Annotated in this window: 15 protein-coding genes and 1 tRNA gene; 5 read left to right on the top strand and 11 right to left on the bottom strand. The window is 59.7% G+C overall.

The window, feature by feature from the left end; genetic code table 11:
• Positions 1–3: 3 nt before the first annotated feature.
• The 5 genes from pqqA to OH720_RS29145 form a co-directional block, all read right to left on the bottom strand.
• Complete coding sequence (gene pqqA, locus OH720_RS29165; RefSeq protein WP_003444522.1) at positions 4–78, bottom strand: pyrroloquinoline quinone precursor peptide PqqA; 75 nt, start codon at positions 76–78, stop codon at positions 4–6.
• A gap of 158 nt (positions 79–236) precedes the next feature.
• The gene (gene pqqF, locus OH720_RS29160) at positions 237–2,666 is read right to left on the bottom strand and encodes a pyrroloquinoline quinone biosynthesis protein PqqF (RefSeq protein ID WP_272603780.1); all 2,430 of its coding nucleotides are present in this window, start codon (positions 2,664–2,666) and stop codon (positions 237–239) included.
• 48 nt (positions 2,667–2,714) lie between these two features.
• Positions 2,715–3,509, bottom strand: a complete 795-nt coding sequence (locus tag OH720_RS29155) for a carbon-nitrogen hydrolase family protein (protein WP_272603779.1) — start codon at positions 3,507–3,509, stop codon at positions 2,715–2,717.
• A 12-nt stretch (positions 3,510–3,521) separates the two neighbouring features.
• Positions 3,522–5,204, bottom strand: a complete 1,683-nt coding sequence (locus tag OH720_RS29150) for a flavin monoamine oxidase family protein (RefSeq protein WP_272603778.1) — start codon at positions 5,202–5,204, stop codon at positions 3,522–3,524.
• 168 nt (positions 5,205–5,372) lie between these two features.
• Positions 5,373–5,834 carry an Lrp/AsnC family transcriptional regulator gene (locus OH720_RS29145; protein ID WP_272603777.1) on the bottom strand — a complete coding sequence of 154 codons (462 nt, stop codon included), beginning with the start codon at positions 5,832–5,834 and terminating at the stop codon, positions 5,373–5,375.
• Between the two features lie 184 nt (positions 5,835–6,018).
• Between OH720_RS29145 and OH720_RS29140 the strand changes: the two genes are divergently transcribed.
• The 4 genes from OH720_RS29140 (at position 6,019) to OH720_RS29125 (ending at position 10,594) form a co-directional block, all read left to right on the top strand.
• Positions 6,019–8,376, top strand: coding sequence for a glucose/quinate/shikimate family membrane-bound PQQ-dependent dehydrogenase (locus tag OH720_RS29140; protein ID WP_272603776.1), 2,358 nt, complete (start codon positions 6,019–6,021; stop codon positions 8,374–8,376).
• Positions 8,377–8,572: 196 nt separating this feature from the next.
• Complete coding sequence (locus OH720_RS29135) at positions 8,573–9,226, top strand: hypothetical protein (protein WP_272603775.1); 654 nt, start codon at positions 8,573–8,575, stop codon at positions 9,224–9,226.
• A gap of 89 nt (positions 9,227–9,315) precedes the next feature.
• On the top strand, positions 9,316–9,996 hold the full coding sequence (locus OH720_RS29130; RefSeq protein WP_272603774.1) for a peptidase M41: 681 nt from the start codon (positions 9,316–9,318) through the stop codon (positions 9,994–9,996).
• A 250-nt stretch (positions 9,997–10,246) separates the two neighbouring features.
• On the top strand, positions 10,247–10,594 hold the full coding sequence (locus tag OH720_RS29125) for a type II toxin-antitoxin system RelE/ParE family toxin (protein WP_272603773.1): 348 nt from the start codon (positions 10,247–10,249) through the stop codon (positions 10,592–10,594).
• Here the strand turns inward: OH720_RS29125 and OH720_RS29120 are convergent.
• The 6 genes from OH720_RS29120 to rpsU all read right to left on the bottom strand — a co-directional run bounded on the left by OH720_RS29120 (position 10,591) and on the right by rpsU (position 19,647).
• A complete protein-coding gene (locus OH720_RS29120; RefSeq protein WP_272603772.1) occupies positions 10,591–10,911 on the bottom strand; it encodes a helix-turn-helix domain-containing protein in 321 nt (106 codons plus the stop codon). The genes OH720_RS29125 and OH720_RS29120 overlap by 4 nt on opposite strands.
• Before the next feature lie 196 nt (positions 10,912–11,107).
• Positions 11,108–11,184, bottom strand: a tRNA-Ile gene (locus OH720_RS29115).
• Between the two features lie 13 nt (positions 11,185–11,197).
• Positions 11,198–14,944 (bottom strand): bifunctional diguanylate cyclase/phosphodiesterase, encoded by a 3,747-nt coding sequence (locus tag OH720_RS29110; RefSeq protein ID WP_272603771.1) that lies wholly within the window; start codon positions 14,942–14,944, stop codon positions 11,198–11,200.
• Between the two features lie 122 nt (positions 14,945–15,066).
• Complete coding sequence (gene rpoD, locus OH720_RS29105) at positions 15,067–16,914, bottom strand: RNA polymerase sigma factor RpoD (RefSeq protein WP_008061537.1); 1,848 nt, start codon at positions 16,912–16,914, stop codon at positions 15,067–15,069.
• A 67-nt stretch (positions 16,915–16,981) separates the two neighbouring features.
• The gene (gene dnaG, locus OH720_RS29100) at positions 16,982–18,949 is read right to left on the bottom strand and encodes a DNA primase (RefSeq protein WP_272603770.1); all 1,968 of its coding nucleotides are present in this window, start codon (positions 18,947–18,949) and stop codon (positions 16,982–16,984) included.
• Between the two features lie 482 nt (positions 18,950–19,431).
• A complete protein-coding gene (gene rpsU, locus OH720_RS29095; protein WP_002551877.1) occupies positions 19,432–19,647 on the bottom strand; it encodes a 30S ribosomal protein S21 in 216 nt (71 codons plus the stop codon).
• A gap of 199 nt (positions 19,648–19,846) precedes the next feature.
• Here rpsU and tsaD point away from each other — a divergent pair, with 199 nt between their 5' ends.
• Positions 19,847–20,872, top strand: coding sequence for a tRNA (adenosine(37)-N6)-threonylcarbamoyltransferase complex transferase subunit TsaD (tsaD, locus tag OH720_RS29090; RefSeq protein ID WP_272603769.1), 1,026 nt, complete (start codon positions 19,847–19,849; stop codon positions 20,870–20,872).

The raw sequence follows: 20,872 nt of genomic DNA, 5'->3' as shown, positions 1-20,872 counted from the left end.
AAATCAGCGGCTTGCGAAGTACATGGTGACTTCAAAGCCGATACGCAGGTCGGTGTAAGCCGGTTTGGTCCAGGCCATCAGTTGAACTCCTTCAGGTAAGGTTGGACAGCGCTATCTATAGGTATAGTCCACCTCCAGCGGGAGATGTTCCAAATAGTTAGGCTGCTATGTTACTCAAAATTTCACAGGGATTGCCCGTGAAACTTTGAAAAAGCTCCTTACAGTCTGGGTAATGATCATTTTGTCGCTTGCCAGGGCGCGCCGGGTGCAGGGCTGTTCGCCAGGCAGCGCCAGCCCCCTTCGGCCCGGTTCAAGCGCTGAACCGCGGCCAGCAGCGCGGCACGGTCGGTCAGGAGAATGGCCTGGGGCAACTGCGTCAGATAATCCGACGGGCGGCCAGCCAACTTGCCCTGCCAGAGCAATTCCGCGGTTTGGCTGGTGGTCAGGGTGGCGCTGGAAAACTGATCCACCAACGCTTGGCGTTGGCTGATGAAAGCGCTCTCGTCGAGGGACTGGATCAGCGCCGGCAACCCGTTCAGGAACTGTTCGATGTGCTGCAGGATTGCCGCTACGGCAACATTCGGCGATTGCACACCCAGCAGCAGTCCGGTCTGCCCGTGAACCTGCCGCAGCGCACTGAACACCGCATAGCCCAGTTGCAACTCCACTCGCAGGCGCTGATAGAACGGCGTCTGGCAGACATGGGCGAGCAAGCGCCAGGCGGCTTCGTCGGCCAGTTCCCGGGTGGCTGTGGGGCAGAACAACAGCAGCGCATGCTCGCTGGAGTCGGCCTCTACGGTGCTCCAAAGATGCTGCGCATGAATCGAGGATGTCGATGGCTGTTGCGTATCCGCAGTACCCGGCACGCGGCTCAACGCCAGCCCCATGGCCGCTTGAGTCTGGGCAGAAAAACCGCTCGCCAGGCCGGTCCAGTGAGCACTCGACCACAGTTGCGCCAGGTTGTCCGATTCGGCCGATGGCTCAAGGCAGTGATCGGGCAGCACCTTGAGTAGCTGTCGAATCGGCATCAAGGCGGGGGGCGTCGGTGTTTGCGGTGCGCGTGCTGCATCAGGTTGGGTCAGCAGGTTCAGCGCATGTTCGAGGATGGTGGGCATCGGCGCTTGCAGGCCGGTCATTTTCAACAGCCATTGATTGCCCGATGCACCGAAGGAAAAATCCACACCGGCCTGGCTTGCGTCTTCGCGCAGCGCTTGCAGGTTGTTCTCCAGGCGCGATTGGAGGCTGGCGCCGGGGGCCGCTTCCAGGTGCCAACGCAGGTACACCGCGCCGTCGGTGCCGTTATCCGGCAACGACGGGCAAAATTGCATCGGTGAACGTTCGCGACGGCTGCGTGAGCGGTCCTGGGCAAAGGTGCGCAGGCCCCGGTGGGCGCTGGTTTGTCCGCGAATCAGACCGGCGTTGGGAGCCGCCGCTTCTGTGTGCAGGAACGGATTGGGCGCGGGGAGTTGCCAGGTGCCGCTTAAGTTATCCACAGCGCCGATTTTTTCCAGAACAGACTTGAGGGCCATAACGCCGGCTTCGGATAACCCCACTTCGCGCGCTTCGCTGTCCTGCCGGACCTGTTGCAGTGCACTGCTGACCTGTTGCTGGCGCTGGCGCAGTGCCGCGTATTCCTCGCGCAACCCGCGCCAGTCTTGCCGGGCGAAAAAGCCCAGCCAGTCCTGCAATTGCTCGCCAATCCCGCTCGCCATCGAATTGGCAGGCAGTGTGAACTCAATGTGCAGCAAGGCTTGGCCGGCGAACTGATACAGCGGCCGTGCCTTGAGGTTGTCAGCCAGGCCCTGTTTGCGCAGTTCAGCCAACAGTCCCCCGGGTTTCGCGGTGCTCAGCCAATGGCACAAAAAATCCAGCGCCTCGGGCGATGAGTCGGGCAGTGCTTCAAGGGCGAACAGCAGGTCCAGCCGATACTCGCTGGCCTGTTGATAACGGTTGTCCGTTCCTGCCATCAGCGCTGTGGGGGTTTGTTGCGGGACCTTCTCGCCCTTGGCAATGACCTTGCCGAATGCTTCGGCCAACAGCCTCAATTCATCAAGGCTCTGGGGGCCGGCAAGGCTCAAGGTCATTTGTCCGGTCTGGTAATAGCGCTGATGGAAATCCTGCAAGGCCTGCTGGAATTCTGGTTGCGGCACCGGCAAGGTGTCGCGGTTGCCCGCATGAAAACCGCGCAACGGATGAGCGTCGCTAAGCCCGCCCAACAGGGCCACCTGCTGCTGCGCCGTACCATCCTGCGACCAGGCGATGAATTCTGCGTGCAGCACTTCCCGTTCCCGGTTCTGGTCATCCAGGTTCATGCGTGGATGGGCGAGCATGTCGGCCAGCCGTTCCAGGCCCTTGGCAAACGCCTGGGGTGGCAGCTCGAAAAAGTAATCGGTGGTGCGCTCGCAGGTTTGCGCATTGACCTGTCCGCCGTGACGCTGGACGTAGGCCATCAGCCCTTGATCGGCGGCAAAGCGTTCGGTACCGAGAAACAGCAGGTGTTCCAGAAAGTGCGCCAGGCCTGGCCAGGCCAACGGCACGTCATGGCTGCCGGCGGCAACCCGCAACGCCGCCGCGCAGCGCTTCAAGTCCGGGGCATGACGCAGCGTCACCCGCAAGCCGTTGGCCAGGGTTTCAGTGTGGGGGCGAGGGTGATTCAGCGCAGGCATGGGCACTTCCAGAACAGAGAAGTGCCAATGCTAGCGGATAACAGTGGCTCAGCGCTTGTTCAGCGCGCCGTATAGCTCGGGGCGGCGATCGATCAGGTAGCGATTGGCGGCGCGCGAATCGACCATCAACTGGCGGTCCAGCTCGCCGACAATCAGCGCTTCATCGAGTCCGGCCTGGGCGATGCGGCTGCCATCCGGTGCGGCGATGCTGCTTTGGCCGCAGTAGTGGATATCGCCTTCGTGCCCGCAATAGTTGGCATACACCACATAGCACTGATTCTCGTAAGCCCGGGCGCGGACAGTGACGTCAGCGATGAAGTCGAACGGGATCATGTTGGCTGTCGGTGCCAGTATCAGCTCGGCACCGGCCAAGGCCAGGCGCCGGGCGTTTTCCGGAAACTCGAGGTCATAGCAAATCAGGAACCCGAGCTTCCAGCCGTTGAGTTCAACGATGGGGAAGTCGTCGGGGCCGGCGCTGAACATCGAGCGGTCGAGGTCGCCGAACAGGTGCGTCTTGCGGTAATTGCACAGGCGTTCGCCATTGGCGTCGATCAGTTGCACGGCGTTGTAGATCTGCCCGTCCGCGGTGCGTTCGGGATAGCCGTACAAAATGGCGATTCCGGTGGTCTTGGCTATGCGCGCAATCTGTTGCGCCGACTCACCGTTGTACACCTCCGCCAACACGCTGACGGCATCGACGCCGATGTTGTAGCCGGTCAGGAACATCTCCGGCAGTACCAGCAAGTCGGCGCCCTTAGCCTCCAGTGCCAGCTGATGCAGGCGCTGAAGGTTGCCTGCGACATCCAGGGGCAACGGTGGACATTGGTAGAGAGCTACGCGCATTTCGGATTCCTCTTACTCGGGCAGGGCGATCGGACCGATCTCGTTGAACACATCTCCTGGACCCGGATTCTCGGCGTGAGTTGCACCGCCGAAGTGTTTCATGATGCCCCACACCGCGTTGAGCGAGGTTTGCACCGCGCCTTCGACCCAGGCCGGCGTCCACGAAACGTCGTCGCCGGCGATGAAAATCCCGCGTTGTTCGGCCGGCATGTCGTCCTGCATGAAGTGCGCGTACATGCGCTGGTTGTAGCGGTAGTGGCCGGGCAGGGCACCCTTGAAGGCGCCGAGGAAATGCGGGTCGGCTTCCCAGGACACGGTGATCGGATCGCCGATGATGCGCGCGGCGATGTCGACTTTCGGATAGATCTTCTTCAGCGCATCCAACGCCAGCTTCACGCGTTTTTCCACCGGGTGCGGGAGCATTTTCAAGGCGTCGCTCATCCACGAGTACGACAGGCAAATCACCCCCGGCTTGTCGTCGCCGTTGTCGAACAGGTAGGTACCGCGGGTCAGGCGATCGGTGAGGGTCATACTCATCAGGTCGCGGCCGGTTTCCGGATCCTTGTCCTTCCAGAACGGGCGGTCAACCATCACGAAGGTTTTCGACGACTGCATGTAGCGGGTACGGTCCAGGGCCATCCACATCTTCTGCGAGAACAGGCTTTCATCGCATTCGATCTGGGTGGTCAAAAGCCAGCTCTGGCAGGTGGTCAGCACCGCCGCGTATTCACGGGTATCGCCGTTGTTGTCGGTGACCGCAAAACGACCTCCCGGCGCATGGGCGATTTTCTTCACGCCGGAGCGTGGCGCACCGCTGTGCAACGACTTGAGGCTGGTGCCCTGCGGCCAGTGCACGCAGCGTTCCGGGACATGGCGCCAGATGCCCTGCGGCACTTGTTCCACGCCACCGACCACCAGGTGCTGGTGATCGTCGCAGTTGGTCATCACCACGCGGAAGATTTCCAGCATCGAGTTGGGGAAGTCCGAGTCCCAGCCTCCGGTGCCGAAACCGACCTGGCCGAACACTTCGCGGTGATGAAACGACAGCTTGGCGAAGGCTTTGGACGTGGCAACGAAATCGTAGAAGGTGCGGTCGTCCCACAGCGGCACGAGGGTGTTCCACAGCTCCTTGAGGCGTGGGACGTCGCGGTCGCGAATCGCTTGCTGGATGTCGGAGAACTGCGAACCGGCCTCCAGGGCGTCGGCCCAGGCGTCAGCCACTTCCTGGAACAGTGCAGGAAGATCCGCCAGTTTCTGTGCGTAATGGGTCTTGCCTTCCAGGTCGATCACGGTGCTGCCCGAGGCAGGCGTCAGCGGGTTGGGGAAAGGTTTGGTTTCGAGCCCCAGCTTGTCGACGTAGTGATAGAACGCGGTGGACGATACCGGAAAACGCATGCCACCCAACTCGGCGACGATGCCGTCGGTGCCATTGAACGCTTGGGAGCGCAGGCGACCACCTAGCTTCGAGGCCTCGTAGACCACCGGCTTGAGGCCGAGCTTCATCAGTTCGTAGGCGGCTACCAGCCCGGCGATACCGGCACCGACAATCGCCACTTCGGCACCGTGATGGTGCTGGGGAATGCTGCCCAGGCCGGCCGGGTGTTCGATCCAGTCGTCGAAGGCGAAAGGAAAGTCGGGACCGAAAATGGTGACTGGTTTTTTACCGTCTGCAGGATGGCGATTGTTCTTGTTCATGGCTGACCTTGCTGGCGACCCGACGCGGAGTGCGCATCTGAGTATAGGAAAAGATGCCAGCCATTCTAGAGAGCGTAGAACACGTTAATAAGACGCAAAGTGTCGTCGTTTTGCCAATTAATTGATCAATATGACGATCTATTACTGCATACCGTCAAGCGTGAGGACTTAAACTGGCTGCCCCCGATCAATCTTGCTGCTCAAGATGATCGACGTCGTCGTCTTCTCCACCCCATCGACACTGCCAATCTGATCCAGCAGCTGATCCAGCTGCTCCGGCGAGTCGCTGCGCAACCAGGCCACATAATCAAATTCGCCACTCACCGCACAAAGCTGCTGCACCTGGGCCATCGCACTGAGGCGCCGCAACACTTCCTTGCCGGAGCGCGGCTGCACGGTGATCCCCACATACGCCTGCAGCCCGCCATCCACCACGCGCTGGCCGAGCCGTACGCCATAACCGGTAATGACCTTGGCCTTTTCCAGCCGCGCCAGGCGCGAGGTGACGGTGGTCCGGGCGATGCCCAGTTGCCGGGCGAGCATGGCCACGCTTTCGCGGGCATTGATCTGCAGGGCCGCAATCAACTGACGGTCGATTTCGTCAAGAACGGGCGGGCGAGTGTCAGGCAAGGGCGGTCTCCAGCGGCATGGATCAATGTCCAGGCATGTTACAGGCACATCCCCCGCAGCGCTCGCGGCGGATATCTGGACTAGCCTCAATACCGTTCATGACATTTCTGCCTGCGACAAATTGCCATAAGTAACTAGTTAGTACATTATTCCGCCCTTGTCACAAATGGGGAAAATTTCCGACATGAATAATTCTGGGGCTGCCGCCGGCAGCAAATGGCTGCTGACGGGGCTGGGTGTCTTGATAGCACTGATCGGGCTTGGCCTGGCTGGCGGCGGCGGTTATCTGATCACGCTTGGCGGCAGCTGGTATTTCCTGCTGATGGGCCTGGCGATGCTGGTCTCGGGGTTGATGATCGCCCGGCGTAGACCGCTGGGGGCGTGGCTGTATGGTCTGGCGCTGACCCTCACGGCCGTCTGGGCAGTGTGGGATGCCGGTCTTGAATATTGGCCACTGGTTTCGCGGGTACTGACGTTTGCTGTGATCGGCCTGGTTGTGGCGCTGATCTATCCGACCCTGGTGCGCGCTTCGGGTGCGTCCGGCGGGCGTGGTGCTTACGGACTTGCCGGAGTTTTGGGCGTGGGAGTCGTTGCGACGATGGCCTACATGTTCGTCCCGACCCACGTGGTCAAGGCTGCCGTTGAGCCTGCGGTAACGCCGGTCGTACCGGGTACCGAACAGAAAGACTGGGCGCACTGGGGCAACACCACCGCCGGCAACCGCTTTGCCGCGCTGGACCAGATCAACAAAGGCAACATCGACAAATTGCAGGTGGCCTGGACCTTCCGCACCGGCGATATCCCGCAAAGTACCGGCGCCGGAGCCGAAGACCAGAACACCCCGCTGCAGATCGGTGACACGGTCTACACCTGCACCGCGTACGGCAAGGTTTTCGCCCTGGACGCCGATACGGGCGCCCAGCGCTGGAAGTTCGACCCGCAAGGCACCGCGCCCAACTGGCAGCGCTGCCGTGGCCTGGGCTACTTCGATTCTGGCGCAACGCCTGTAGCCGAGCAGCCTGGCGCTTGTACGAAACGTCTGTTCCTGCCGACTGGCGATGCCCGCCTGATCGCCATCAATGCCGAAACCGGCAAGCCGTGCGAAGAGTTCGGCAACCAGGGCACCGTCGACCTGACCACTGACATGGGTGAAGTCAAACCCGGTTACTACCAGCAGACCTCGACGCCGCTGGTCGCAGGGGACGTGGTGATTGTCGGTGGCCGTGTCGCCGACAACTACTCCATTGGCGAGCCGCCAGGTGTGGTCCGCGCCTACGACGTGCGCAGCGGCGAGCTGGTGTGGGCGTGGGATCCGGGTAACCCGAACACCACCAAACGCCCACCCGCTGGCGAGACCTACACCCGGGGTACGCCGAACGTCTGGTCGGCGATGTCTTACGACGCCAAGCTCGGTCTGGTGTACCTGCCAACCGGCAACGCGACACCGGACTTCTTCGGCGGTCAACGCACTGCCATGGACGACAAATGGAACTCGTCCATTGTTGCCATCGACGTGAAGACCGGCCAGGTACGCTGGCACTTCCAGACCACCCACAACGATCTATGGGACTTCGACCTGCCCGCACAACCGCTGCTGTATGACGTGCCGGACGACAAGGGCGGCACCCAGCCGGCCTTGGCGCAAGTGACCAAGCAGGGCGAGATTTTCCTGCTCAACCGCGAAACCGGTGTGCCGATAGCGCGGGTCGAAGAGCGTCCAGTACCGCAGGGCCATGTGCCTGGCGAACGCTACTCGCCAACCCAGCCGTTCTCGGTGGACATGCCGTCAATCGGCAACAAGACCCTGACCGAGTCCGACATGTGGGGCGCCACGCCGTTTGACCAGTTGATGTGCCGCATCCAGTTCAAGGGCATGCGTCATGAAGGCGTCTACACCCCGCCAGGCATGGACCGCGCCCTGCAATTCCCGGGCTCGCTGGGCGGGATGAACTGGGGCAGCGTCTCGGTCGACCCGAACACGAACTACATGTTCGTCAACGACATGCGCCTGGGCCTGGCCAACTACATGATCCCGCGCGACAAGATCAAAGCAGGGGCCAGTGGCATCGAAATGGGCGTGGTACCCCAGGAAGGCACGCCGTTCGGCGCCATGCGCGAGCGTTTCCTTTCTGCGGTCGGCATTCCGTGCCAAAAACCACCGTTCGGCACCATGTCCGCCATTGACCTCAAAACCCACAAACTGATGTGGCAGGTACCGGTCGGCACCGTACAGGACACCGGCCCGCTGGGCATCCGCATGCACCTGCCGATCCCGATCGGCATGCCGACCCTCGGCGCCTCGCTTGCCACTCAGTCGGGCTTGCTGTTCTTCGCCGGCACCCAGGATTTCTACCTGCGTGCCTTCGATACTGGCAACGGCAACGAAATCTGGAAGGCGCGGTTGCCGGTGGGCAGCCAGTCCGGGCCGATGACCTATGTTTCGCCGAAAACAGGCAAGCAGTACATCCTGCTCACCGTTGGCGGCGCACGTCAGTCGACGGACCGTGGCGATTATGTGATTGCCTACGCATTGCCTAAATAAGGGTTGAGTCCCAGGTACGAAAAAGAGATACGAAAAAGCCGCGCAATGTCGCGGCTTTTTCGTGGGCGATGATCAGAGGGAAAAAAGCAACGCTATTTCAGGACGTGTCTGACATACAGGGCGGGGCCCATTTGTTGATCATTGATTTTTCCGTGGCATGGGGCCGCGGAGAGGTCTGTGAAGTGCCAAGGGGCGGATGGAAAGGCTCTCGTTCGATGTTGATCACGTGTACTGCATATCCCTGAGTGAGCGCCAGGACAGGCGGCAACTATTGCGCAGCACCGTCGCCACGCTCATTTCGAATCCGATCGAGTTTTTCATTACGCAGCGCTGCAGCGACCCGATCCAAGGCTGTTATGAGTCGCATCAGGCACTGGCCAGAAAAGTCCTGGCCGAAGGTTGGCAGCGGGTGTTGATCTTCGAGGACGATGCCAAACCCTACAGGTTGCATCCGGTACAGGTGTACTGGGTGAACCGGTTTATTCGCAGTCAAAGGTTTGAGGCGCTGCATCTGGGGTACAGCATGGGGCGCACATGGCTGACCTGGTTCCCGTTCATTGCCCGTGGCAACGTGGTGGCGCTGCACGCCTACATCATCTCCCGCGAAGGCTGCAGGGTACTGGCTGAAACACCTTATGCCGGAGAGCCGGTCGATGTCCTGTTCAAACGGCAGATCAAACAACATTGCGTGTTTCCCATGCTGTTTCGCCAGCATGCAGCGGCGGTGGCAGGCAGCGACATCGAGGCGCTCGCCACGAATGAAGATGAATGGTGGGCGCGCAACTGGAAGAAACACAAACGCTCGGTGTGGAAAAACATCTGGCGAACTGTGGTTCGATTCAGGTTTTGATGATTGACCCTGGACCTGCTTTGGGTCTGTGATGTATGACAATTACTAAAGGAATGCTCAATTGAAGCCGTGGCGCGAGGGGACAAGTCATGACGAAGAAATTGCCTCCTGCTGTATGGGATCACGCCTGGGAGATTGCCCATCACGAAATGGGCCACTACGTCGTGGCTCGTGCCCTGGGTTTTGCCACGGGTAGCGTGAGCCTGACAGTCACCATGGACTTGCGGCATCACGGCGGGGCATCCATCAGCCTGGTGCGGCCGATTTCGTCGATAGACGCCATGAAGCAACATCTGGAGGCCCGGATGATGGTCCTCCTGGCTGGCTCGATGGCGCAGACGCTGCCTTCGAAATATTCCGCCGGGCAGCGCGTCGACAAGTCGAAGGCGACAGCCATCCTCAAAGGCGAGCAGGGCGCGCAACAGGATTACGCAAAGATCAGGGAGCTGCAGCATCTGCTGCGCAATATCCTCTACCCCGACACCGATCCGGCTTCATCAGAGCGCATAACGGCTGAGCTTAAAACGCTGACGGATCGCGCATGGCAGCGAACTCAAGACATCGTGGAAGAACTGTCCGGGATCATTGCCGAATTGGCAGCGGTCCTGGTTGACGGAATGGTTATCGTGGAGCAATGGGGGCGGGCTGCCGATACGTATGAGGTTACGCTAATGGGGCAGATGCTTGAACGGATGAGGGTAGTGCAGGCCATACCGTCGTTGCATGTTTTGACTAACAGTTGCGGTGATGCCGTTCAGCACTGGAAGTAACGAATGGCCGAAGAATCTGCCTCCTATCAGTTCGGAAAATATCCCGTCGAGCAAAGCACAACAACACGGCAAAGTGCCCAAGTGCGAGATTCGGAATTTGCCTACAAGGTTTACGGACGTCATCCGATATTTCGACACCCCTCATTAAATCAAAACTAATGCGGCGAGCCATTTTCCAGGCCTGTGAATTCATGCTGTCTCCTGAGTTTTTCAGGAGCATCCATTAGCCATAGGGAGGGCCCGTCTATCGATGAAAAAATTTGCGTTTGTAAGTGCCGCAGCAACACGCGAGTACAAAGATCTGCCCGAGTGGGTTCAGGATGAATTTGGCAAAGATTTGATGCGTGTGCAGTACAGCGGGGATCCCGAGTTATCAATCAAGCAGTTGAGCTCTGTCGGCGCAGGGGCTACTGAGCTGATTATCAATGGAAGCCCAGCATACCGATGCGTCTACATTGCCAAGTATGCGGACACCGTTTTCGTCCTGCATTCGTTCGTCAAAACTACGAATGGAACCGATCGCCACGCGATGGCTATTGCGCAAGATCGATTGAAGGAGCTTAAGAGGGAGCTTCGAGAGCTTGGATACAACGTCTAGCGGACCTGTGCCTGAGCAATGATGATTTGAGGTGATGCGCCATCGTTGGAGGCCAAGGTAAAGGTGGTGCGAAAGCCAAGTTTATCCAGCATGTCCATCATGGCGTCGATGGTGAATTTCTCGATCTTGCCATTGGCAAGTTCGGAAACGCGCGATTGAGTCACGCCTAGCCTGGCTGCGGCCTCGCTCTGTTTGAGGCCCAGTTTTTTGATGCAATCAGTGATGAAAATGGAAAGCTCCATTTTTAACGCCATCTTGCTGGCGGTTTCTTCATCGTGTGTGACGTGGAACGGGCTATCGAAAAATTGAAGCGCCATGGGCATTACCCCCTTCAGGGTGGTATCTAAAATTTACGATAAAACTTTAGCAGTTTGCTAACGGCGGGTGCAAACAAAAATGCTTAACGGCAGATGTTTACTAGCGTTACGCGCACTTTGTCACCACTCAGGCGGCGACAGAGGAAAAAGAGTTATGCAGACACGCAAAAGCCGCGCATTGCGCGGCTTTCTTGTTTGGTGGGCCCACACGGACTTGAACCGTGGACCAAAGGATTATGAGTCCTCTGCTCTAACCAACTGAGCTATAGGCCCCATTGGTCGGGGATTATAGCGATGGTTTCGCGGCTGTGCTATCCGAAAAATCCATTACTGTTGTACGAAGAAACGTCGCGGCGAATTCGTCGGGGGGTAGGGGCAGGCTGACGATGTAGCCCTGGATCTGCTCACAGCCTTCCGCGGCCAGGAATTGCTGCTGCGCCTGGGTTTCGACGCCCTCGGCGATAACCGTGAATTGCATGCTGCGGCCGAGCGCGATGATGGCGCGCACGATGGCTGCGTCGTGGGGGTCGTCCGGCAGGCCACGGACGAAGGACTGGTCGATCTTGAGGATGTCCAGCGGCAGGCGCTTGAGGTAACTCAGCGAGGAGTACCCGGTCCCGAAGTCGTCGATTGCCAGTTGCACGCCCAGATGCTTGAGTTGATGCAGGACGGCGAGCGCTTCTTCGGCCTGGCTCATGATGAAGTTTTCGGTGATTTCCAGTTGCAGGAAACCGGGCTGGAGGCGGTTTTCCTTGAGCAGTTGCTCTATCCGCCCCAGTAGATTCGGTTGGCGCAGCTGGGCGCCGGCGAGATTGACCGACAGCGGACCGAGGCCTTCGTACATCTGGTTCCATTCAAACATCTGCCGGCAGGCGGTCTCGAGTACCCAGTCGCCGATCTGCAGGATCATGCCGTTTTCTTCGGCAAGGGAGATGAAGTGTTCGGGCGGTACGTCGCCGAAGGTCGGATGACGCCAACGAATCAGCGCTTCCGCTCCCACCAGGCGATAGTCGTCGAGGCTGATCTTCGGTTGGTAGCACAGGTGCAGTTCATTGCGCTCAATGGCGCGTCGCAGTTCGTGCTCCAGCGCCACGCGCTCGCTGGCTTGGGCAGTGAGGTCGCAGGTGTAGCTTTCGACGCGGTTGCGGCCTTTGGCCTTGGAACGGTACATCGCCGCGTCAGCGTTCTTGATCAGCGTGGCCACGTCGCAGCCATCCTTGGGATAGAGGCTGGTGCCGATGCTGGAGCTGATGAAAAATTCATGTTCGCCGGCCTGGAACGGCGCTGTAAAGCAATTGAGCAGTTTGGTGGCGATGTTGTCGGCGTCGCTGGCTTGCTGCAGGCCGGGGAGCAGGATGATGAATTCGTCGCCGCCCAGGCGTGCGACGGTGTCGATGTCGCGCAACTGGTCCTTGAGGCGCACGGCAATGCCCTTGAGCAATAGATCGCCGACTGGGTGACCGAGACTGTCGTTGATGTGCTTGAAACGGTCCAGATCGAGGAACAGCACTGCACCCTGGCCGCCGTTTTCTTTCTGGTGATTGAGCGCGTTGAGCAGGCGGCTTTCGAACAGCGTGCGGTTTGGCAGACCGGTCAGCGGATCGTGGTGAGCCTGGTAGTCGAGTTTGGCCTGGGCGTGTTTGAGGCTGGAGATGTCGGCGAACACGGCCACGAAGTGGGTGATGAAGTTGTCGCGATTGCGCACGGCGCTGATGGTCAGCCAGCTCGGATAGAGTTCGCCATTCTTGCGTCGGTTGGAAATCTCGCCTTGCCAATGACCTTCGTCGGTCAGTTGATGCCACATGGCGGCGTAGAACGCACTGTCATGCAGGCCCGAGGCAAGCAGGCGCGGGGTGTGGCCCAGGGCTTCGCTTTCGCTGTAGCCGGTGATTTCGGTGAAGGCGCGGTTGACCGCACTGATGTGTTGCTGGGTATCGGTGATCAGCACGCCTTCTGCCGTGCTCTCGAATACCGTTGCGGCCTGTTGCAGTTTTTCCTGCATCAGGTGGCGCTCGGTGATGTCCCGGGCGATGGTCAGCATGCAGTCGTCGTCACCGATCGGCAGCGGACGGCTGGAGACCTCGCAGAGGCGGATCTGCCCATCGCTGCGGCGGATATGGCAGCTGAAATCGCGGACGAAACCGTCCCGGTGCAACAGGTCGAGCATTTTTTTGCGTTCGTTGAGGTTGACCCAGATTCCCAGGTCCAGGGCCGAGCGATCCACCGACATCGCGCTGTTGAAACCAGTGATGCGGCTGAACCCCTCGTTGACCTCCAGCAGCAGGCCATCGCTCTGGCGCGACAGCAGCAAGCCGTCGGGGGAGGCGTGGAAGGCCTTGGCGAACTTTTCTTCGGAGGTTTGCAGCTGTTGTTGGGTTTCCTTGAGTTGGGTGATGTCCCGCACCACGACCACCAGCGCCGGGGTCGTATCGAGGTCGAAGGGCTCGGCCGAGATCAGGCCGGTGAACACCTGGCCATTGCTGCGGCGAAAGGGCATCTCCAGGTTGCGGATGCTGCCGGCCTGCAAGCGCTGTAGCAGCCCAGGCCCGACACCCGGGATGCCCCAGATGTTGAGTTCGGTGGCGGTCTGGCCGATGACGTCTTCGGCCCGGAGGCCAATCTGTTCTTCGAACGCCTCGTTGACCTCCAGCAGGCAGCCGTCGCTCAGACGTGCGATCACCAGGATGTCCGGGCACTGCTGGAACACCGAGGCAAACTTCTGTTCGGACAGGCGCAGTGCTTCTTCGGTGCGTTTGGTTTCGCTGATGTCGATCATCAAGCCGCGCATCACCGGCTCATGACCGTGTTCGATCAGGCTGACGATGTCACGGACCCACAGGCAGCGCCCGTCAGCGGTGATGACACGGTAATCCAGGCTGTGGTCTCGCCCGGCCAACACTTCGTGGTCGCAGAAGCTCTGCGCGCGGGTGAGGTCGGCGGGGTGAATGATATTGCGCCAGAAGCCCGGGATCAGCCAATGGGACAGGGGGTAACCGAGCAGGTCTTCGGCGTGGGGCGACACATAGCTGTAGGTGAAGTCGCTCATGCGCGCTTCCCAGGCGATGGCCGACAGGCTCTCCACCAGCCCGCGGTAGTGGTACTCGCTGCTGCGCAGTTCCTGCTCCAGGTCGACCCTGCGGGCAATTTCCGAGCTCAAGCGGCGGTTGACGCGGATCACGGCCGCCAGCACGGCGATCAGCAACAGCAGCCCAGGCAAGCCGTAGATCAGCAGATCGGACCAGAACGTTCGATGATCGAGTACGTTGCCGACCCAATGCTCCTGGATCGAGCTGATTTCAGCGGGTGTCATGTCGGCCAGTACTTTATCCAGGATGCCGACCAGTATTTTGTTGTCCCGTGGTACGCCCATGGCCAGTTGATAGCGGTAGGGGGTTTCGCCGCTGACATACAGCCCGTCGAGCTTCAGCTGGCGCAAACTCCAGACACTGGAGGCGAGATCGCCTACCACGGCGTCTACTTCGTCGGTGGCCAGCGCCTGCAGGGCCGAGCTGACGTTGGGCATCGCCACCAGGTTCAAATCGGGATTGTGGGTGCGCAGCAGTTCGTGAGGTGCGTAGTTTTCCACGACGGCGATTTTCAGCCCGTACAGGTCTTTGAGTTTGCGCGGCTGGGCGCCTCCGACGTGCGCCAGGATGACGATCGGGAAGTCCAGGTAGGGACGGGTGAATGACAGGTAGGCCTGGCGTTCCGGGGTCGACATGATGCCCGGCAAAAGGTCCAGCTTGCCTTGTTTGGCCTGGTCCAGGACAACCGTCCAGCTCACGGGCTCGATAGGCGTGAGCTTGATGGCCAGTCGCTGGCGAATACGGTCGATATAGTCTGCCGCAAGGCCCTGGTAACGCCCCTGGTCGTCGCGAAACTCAAAAGGTGGCCAGGATGCATCGACACCCAGGCGCAGGTCCGGGTGGGCCGCAAGCCAGCTACGTTCTTCGTCGGTTAGAGTCAGCGCGCCAGCCGTTGCGGTCCAGGTCATTAGCGACAGCAAAAAAAACACGGTCGGCAGTCTGGGCATAACGGTCTCGTTATGGCTCGGGGAATGCTTCGAGTGTAGACGGGCAAATCGGCGGGTGGGGTGGCGCAGGGGGATTTTATCTGCAAAAACAAAACCCCCGGCCTGGGCCGGGGGTTCTGGTATCACTCGTCGAGGAAGGAGCGCAGGTGCTCGCTTCTCGTCGGGTGGCGCAGCTTGCGCAGCGCCTTGGCTTCGATCTGACGAATCCGTTCACGGGTCACGTCGAATTGCTTACCAACCTCCTCAAGGGTGTGGTCGGTATTCATGTCGATACCGAAGCGCATGCGCAGTACCTTGGCTTCACGGGCAGTGAGGCCGGACAGCACTTCGCGCGTCGCTTCCTTAAGGCTCTCAACGGTCGCGACATCGATTGGCGACTGCATGGTCGAGTCTTCGATGAAGTCGCCCAGATGGGAGTCTTCGTCATCACCGATCGGGGTTTCCATGGAGATCGGCTCTTTAGCGATCTTCAATACCTTGCGGATCTTGTCCTCAGGCATTTCCATGCGTTCGCCCAGCTCTTCCGGGGTCGGTTCGCGACCCATTTCCTGCAACATCTGACGGGAAATACGGTTGAGCTTGTTGATCGTCTCGATCATGTGCACCGGAATACGGATGGTGCGGGCCTGGTCGGCGATCGAGCGAGTGATCGCCTGACGGATCCACCAGGTGGCATAAGTCGAGAATTTGTAGCCGCGACGGTATTCGAACTTGTCTACCGCCTTCATCAGACCGATGTTGCCTTCCTGGATCAGGTCGAGGAATTGCAGGCCACGGTTGGTGTACTTCTTGGCGATGGAGATCACCAGACGCAAGTTCGCTTCGACCATCTCTTTCTTCGCGCGGCGGGCCTTGGCCTCACCGATCGACATGCGACGGTTGATGTCCTTGATCTCGGCGATCGTCAAACCGGTTTCGGTTTCCAGCGCGGTCAGCTTCTGCTGGCAGCGAATGATGTCCGGCTGCACGCGACCGATGGCTTCAGCGTATTTGCTTTTGCCTTTGGCCAGTGCATCGCTCCAGCTTTCGTCGACTTCGTTGCCCGGGAACTGGCGCAGGAAGTCAGCACGCGGCATGCGTGCATCACGAACGCAGAGCTGCATGATTGCACGCTCTTGCTGACGCAGACGATCCAGGGCGCTGCGCACACGCTCGACCAGGCCTTCGAATTGCTTCGGAACCAGTTTGATCGGCATGAACAGGTCGGCAAGGGCCAACAGCTCGGCAATCGCCAGCTTGTTGTGGCGACCGTGCTTTTTCAGCGCCTTGCGGGTGATTTCCATCTGATCGGCGACAGCACCAAAGCGCTGGGCGGCGATGATCGGATCCGGACCGCTTTCGGCTTCTTCTTCGTCATCGGAAGCTTCGGCGTCATCGTCGTCGGAATCGTCATCCGCTTTCGCGGTCTTGGTGTCGATCGGCGGTGGCACCTCCGCTGCAGGCGGCGCAATACCGTCGTCCGGGTCGATATAACCGCTCAGGACGTCGGACAGGCGGCCACCTTCGGTGGTGACGCGAGTGTATTCGGAGAGAATATGATCAACCGTGCCAGGGAAGTGCGCGATTGCGCTCATCACTTCACGGATGCCCTCTTCAATACGCTTGGCGATTTCGATTTCGCCTTCACGCGTGAGGAGCTCGACCGTACCCATTTCACGCATGTACATGCGCACCGGGTCGGTTGTGCGACCAATGTCGGTCTCGACCGCTGCCAACGCAGCAGCTGCCTCTTCGGCCGCGGCTTCGTCGGTATCGGCGTCGGCCAGCATAAGGGAATCCTTATCTGGCGCAACCTCGAATACGTTGATCCCCATGTCGTTGATCATGCGGATGATGTCTTCCACCTGTTCCGGATCTGAAATATCCTCCGGCAGGTGGTCGTTGACCTCCGCGTAAGTCAGGTAGCCCTGCTCACGACCCAGTTTGATCAACTCAATAATACGAGACTGCTGTTGCGCTTTTCCGGACATAACACCCTATCCACTGAAGGTCTTGGCGGGCAAAAAACAAGCCGAGGATTATACCTGAGCTATGACCTCACGCGCCAGTTGAGGTCGGGTTTGATGCGGAAACATTGCGACTTAGTAGGTCGCGCAGTTGATTTTTCTCTTCTGTGCTCAGCTCGCTTTGACGGGCTTTCCTGAGCAGTTGTTCCAGGTTTCGCTCGCGTTGGCGGGCTGACAAGCTAGTAATGGTGTCGAAAAACTGTTGTTCAAGGTTATCTCCGTCAATCAGCCATTCCTTTTCTGCCAGCGCCTTGAGCAAGCGTCCTTGCTCCGTGCCGTGCCAGCGCGCAATCAACTGAAATGAGTTTAGCTTGGGATTCTTCTGTACGGCTTCGAGCAGCGCCACCAGCAGTTGCGTGTTGGTGTGGTCCTCGGCGGCAAAGTGCCCGGCATCCTCGACTTTCTCAGCCAGTTGCGGGTGGTGGAGCAGTGTGCGCAATGCGGCGAGCGTCGGAGGCTCAACGGCCGCCGGCACCCTGGGCGCACGGGGTTGGTCGCGATCACCGCCACGTTTGCCGTTCTTGTCCCAAGGCTTCTTGTCCCACTTCTTGCCGCCCGCGCCGGGCTTCTTCGGCGTCCATTCCTGCTGCGGTACGTACATTTCCTGCGATTGCGGCTGATGATAGTCGCTGTAATCGGGCATCGCGTCGTAATCGAAGCCGGGATCGTAGGCCGGCGGCGCTTCTTGCGGGGCGCTCTGCACCAACTGGCTGACGGCTTCCCCGCTCAGGCCGGTGATTTCGCTTAGGCGCTGGCGCATCAGGATGCGCAGGTTGGCTCCCGGAACTTTGTCGATCAACGGTGCTGCCAAGGTGGCCATGTGGGCCTTGCCTTCGAGTGAGCGCGGGTCGGCTTCTTCCGTCAGTTGCTGGAAAAAATAATCGGCTAATGGTTGCGCATGCTGGTTGATGCGCGCGCGGAAGGCGTCGGTGCCTTCGGAGCGGACCAGGGTGTCCGGGTCTTCGCCTTCGGGCAGGAACAGGAATCGGGCGCGACGGCCATCCTGCAGGCTCGACAGCGTGGCTTCCAGGGCTCGCCAGGCAGCGTTGCGGCCGGCCTGGTCGCCATCGAAGCAGAACAGCACGCTGGGCACGACGCGAAACAGCCGTTTCATGTGCTCTTCGCTGGTGGCGGTGCCCAGGGTTGCGACGGCATTGCGCAAGCCTTGCTGGGCGAGGGCGATGACGTCCATGTAGCCCTCGACGACGATGATTTCGTCGAGGTTGCGGTTGTTCTTGCGTGCTTCGTACAGGCCGTATAGTTCCTGGCCTTTATGAAAGACCGGGGTTTCCGGTGAGTTGAGGTACTTGGGCTTGTCGTCGCCCAGCACCCGGCCACCAAAAGCGATGATGCGCCCGCGACTGTCGCGGATCGGGAACATCACGCGATCACGAAAACGGTCGTAGCGTTTGCCGGTTTCGGCGTTCTCGATCAGCAGGCCGGCATCGATCATGGCTTTTTGCTGCAGGGTATCGCTGCTCAAGTGCTTGAACAGGTTGTCCCAGCCGGGTGGCGCAAAGCCGAGGCCGAAGTCCCGGGCGATTTCACCGGTCAGCCCGCGCCCTTTGAGGTAGTCCACGGCGGCTTTACGCGACGGATGGCTTTTCAGGGCTTGACGATAGAAGTCGGCGGCGGCGGTGAGCAGCGGGTACAGCGGCGAATCGGTTGGCTGGCGCGGCTTGTGCGGGCGCCCGCTTTCTTCGCGGGGGATTTCCATCCCGGCGGCTTTGGCCAGTTCCTCGACAGCCTGGGGAAAGTCCAGGTTGTCGTGGTCCATGATGAAACCCAGGGCATTACCGCCAGCGCCGCAGCCAAAGCAGTAATAGAACTGCTTGTCGGGGCTCACGCTGAAAGAGGGGGTCTTCTCTTTGTGGAACGGGCAGCAGGCAGTGTGGTTCTTGCCGGCCTTTTTCAGTTGCAGGCGCGAGCTGACCACGTCGACGATGTCGGTGCGGTTCAGAAGGTCGTCAATGAAGCTCTGGGGAATTAGCCCGGCCATGGCGTTCTCGTCATCTGCGCTGAAAAGGAACCGAAGCGAAGGGTAGCTGGGCGCGGGTCATTGCTTGAGGCGCGCAAAATATGCGGCTCGACCGGTATTGCCTGCATGATCGCTTTCGGGAAGTGTATCTGCCGAAAATCCACTGACGTTACTGCTAATCAGTATTCGACTATTTGAAAATGTTGCGCTGAATCCGGCTGCGACCAGTCAATGGTCTCGGATAGCTCATTATCTTGCACGCAAGCAGGTGCCTTGGGCTGATCGTCGTGAGAGGAATCAGTGGGTGTGCTCGTCAGTAGCCTTGAAAGGCTCGTCAGAAAAGACGTGCACCGCTGGCAAAAGAGCCAGGTCTGACGCGGTGAAGCAGATTTGTCTCGGTCGCATCTGCGGCTTCGACGGTGAAGCATCAAGCGTTTTACGCAAATGCCATAAGCCCGGCTCAGAGCCGGGCTTGGCAGAAGCTTGCTACGATCGTCTGTGTATTAGTACAGACGAACGGCGCGGCGCTGTTCGCGCTGAACTTTCTTGGCGTGACGCTTAACAGCGGCTGCTGCTTTACGCTTACGCTCAGAAGTTGGCTTCTCGTAAAATTCGCGGCTACGAACTTCAGCCAGTACACCGGCTTTTTCGCAGGAGCGCTTGAAACGACGCAGAGCTACGTCGAAGGGTTCGTTCTCTTTTACTTTGACGGCTGGCATCCAGAGCTACCTTCATTCATTACCGGGGTCAACATCCTCGCGGCAAAAGAGCACTTGAAGACGTCGGTTTTTAAGGGTTGCGGATGTTAACCCCTCATCGCACGGAATGCAAAGCCTCTGATCGAAAACCGCTGGTCGGGGCATCACGCGGCGACTATTATGCGCGCCTTCGAATTCAGCCTAAACAAGGCGCAAACCCATGCTAGTACTGGGATTAGAAACTTCTTGCGACGAAACCGGTGTCGCACTTTACGACAGTGAGCGCGGCCTGCTGGCCGACGCGCTGTTCAGCCAGATCGACCTGCATCGTGCGTATGGTGGCGTAGTGCCGGAGCTGGCCTCGCGTGATCACGTCAAGCGCATGCTGCCCTTGATTCGTCAGGTGTTGGCCGAAGCCGACTGCGTGCCAACCGAGATCGACGCCATCGCTTATACCGCGGGTCCTGGCCTGGTCGGGGCGTTGCTGGTCGGTGCTTCCTGTGCTCAGGCACTGGCCTTTGCCTGGGGCATTCCGGCGCTGGGCGTGCACCACATGGAAGGTCACCTGCTGGCGCCGATGCTGGAGCCGCAACCGCCGGAATTCCCGTTCGTCGCTTTGTTGGTATCGGGCGGCCATACGCAGTTGGTTCAGGTCGACGGAATCGGTCAGTACACGCTTTTAGGCGAGACCCTGGACGATGCTGCGGGCGAAGCCTTCGACAAGACGGCGAAGATGATGGGGCTCAATTATCCGGGCGGACCGGAAATCGCCCGCCTGGCAGAGCAGGGTGTTGCAGGGCGTTTCGTCTTCCCGCGTCCGATGTGCGACCGTCCTGGCCTGGACTTCAGCTTCAGCGGCTTGAAAACCTTCGCCCTGAACACCTGGCAGCAGTGTGTGAGCGCCGGGGACGACGGTGAGCAAGCCCGTTGCGACATCTCGCTGGCGTTCCAGCAGGCCGTGGTGGAGACTTTGACCATCAAGTGCAAGCGCGCCCTGAAAGCGGCTGGCATGAAGCGCCTGGTGATTGCTGGGGGTGTCAGTGCCAACAAGGCGTTGCGCACTTCCCTGGAAAAAATGCTCGGCGACATGAGGGGCGATGTTTTTTATGCCCGTCCGCAGTTCTGCACCGATAATGGCGCCATGATTGCGTTTGCCGGCTGCCAGCGGCTGCAGGCCGGCCAGCAGGAAAGCCTGGCGATCAGTGTGCAGGCGCGGTGGCCGATGGAGCAGTTGTCGCCCTTGTGA

Origin of the sequence: Pseudomonas sp. WJP1 (assembly GCF_028471945.1) — a bacterium.
Lineage (GTDB): Bacteria > Pseudomonadota > Gammaproteobacteria > Pseudomonadales > Pseudomonadaceae > Aquipseudomonas.
Note: the sequence above shows the minus strand (reverse complement) of the source record. Positions and strands in the feature narration are given on the sequence as shown.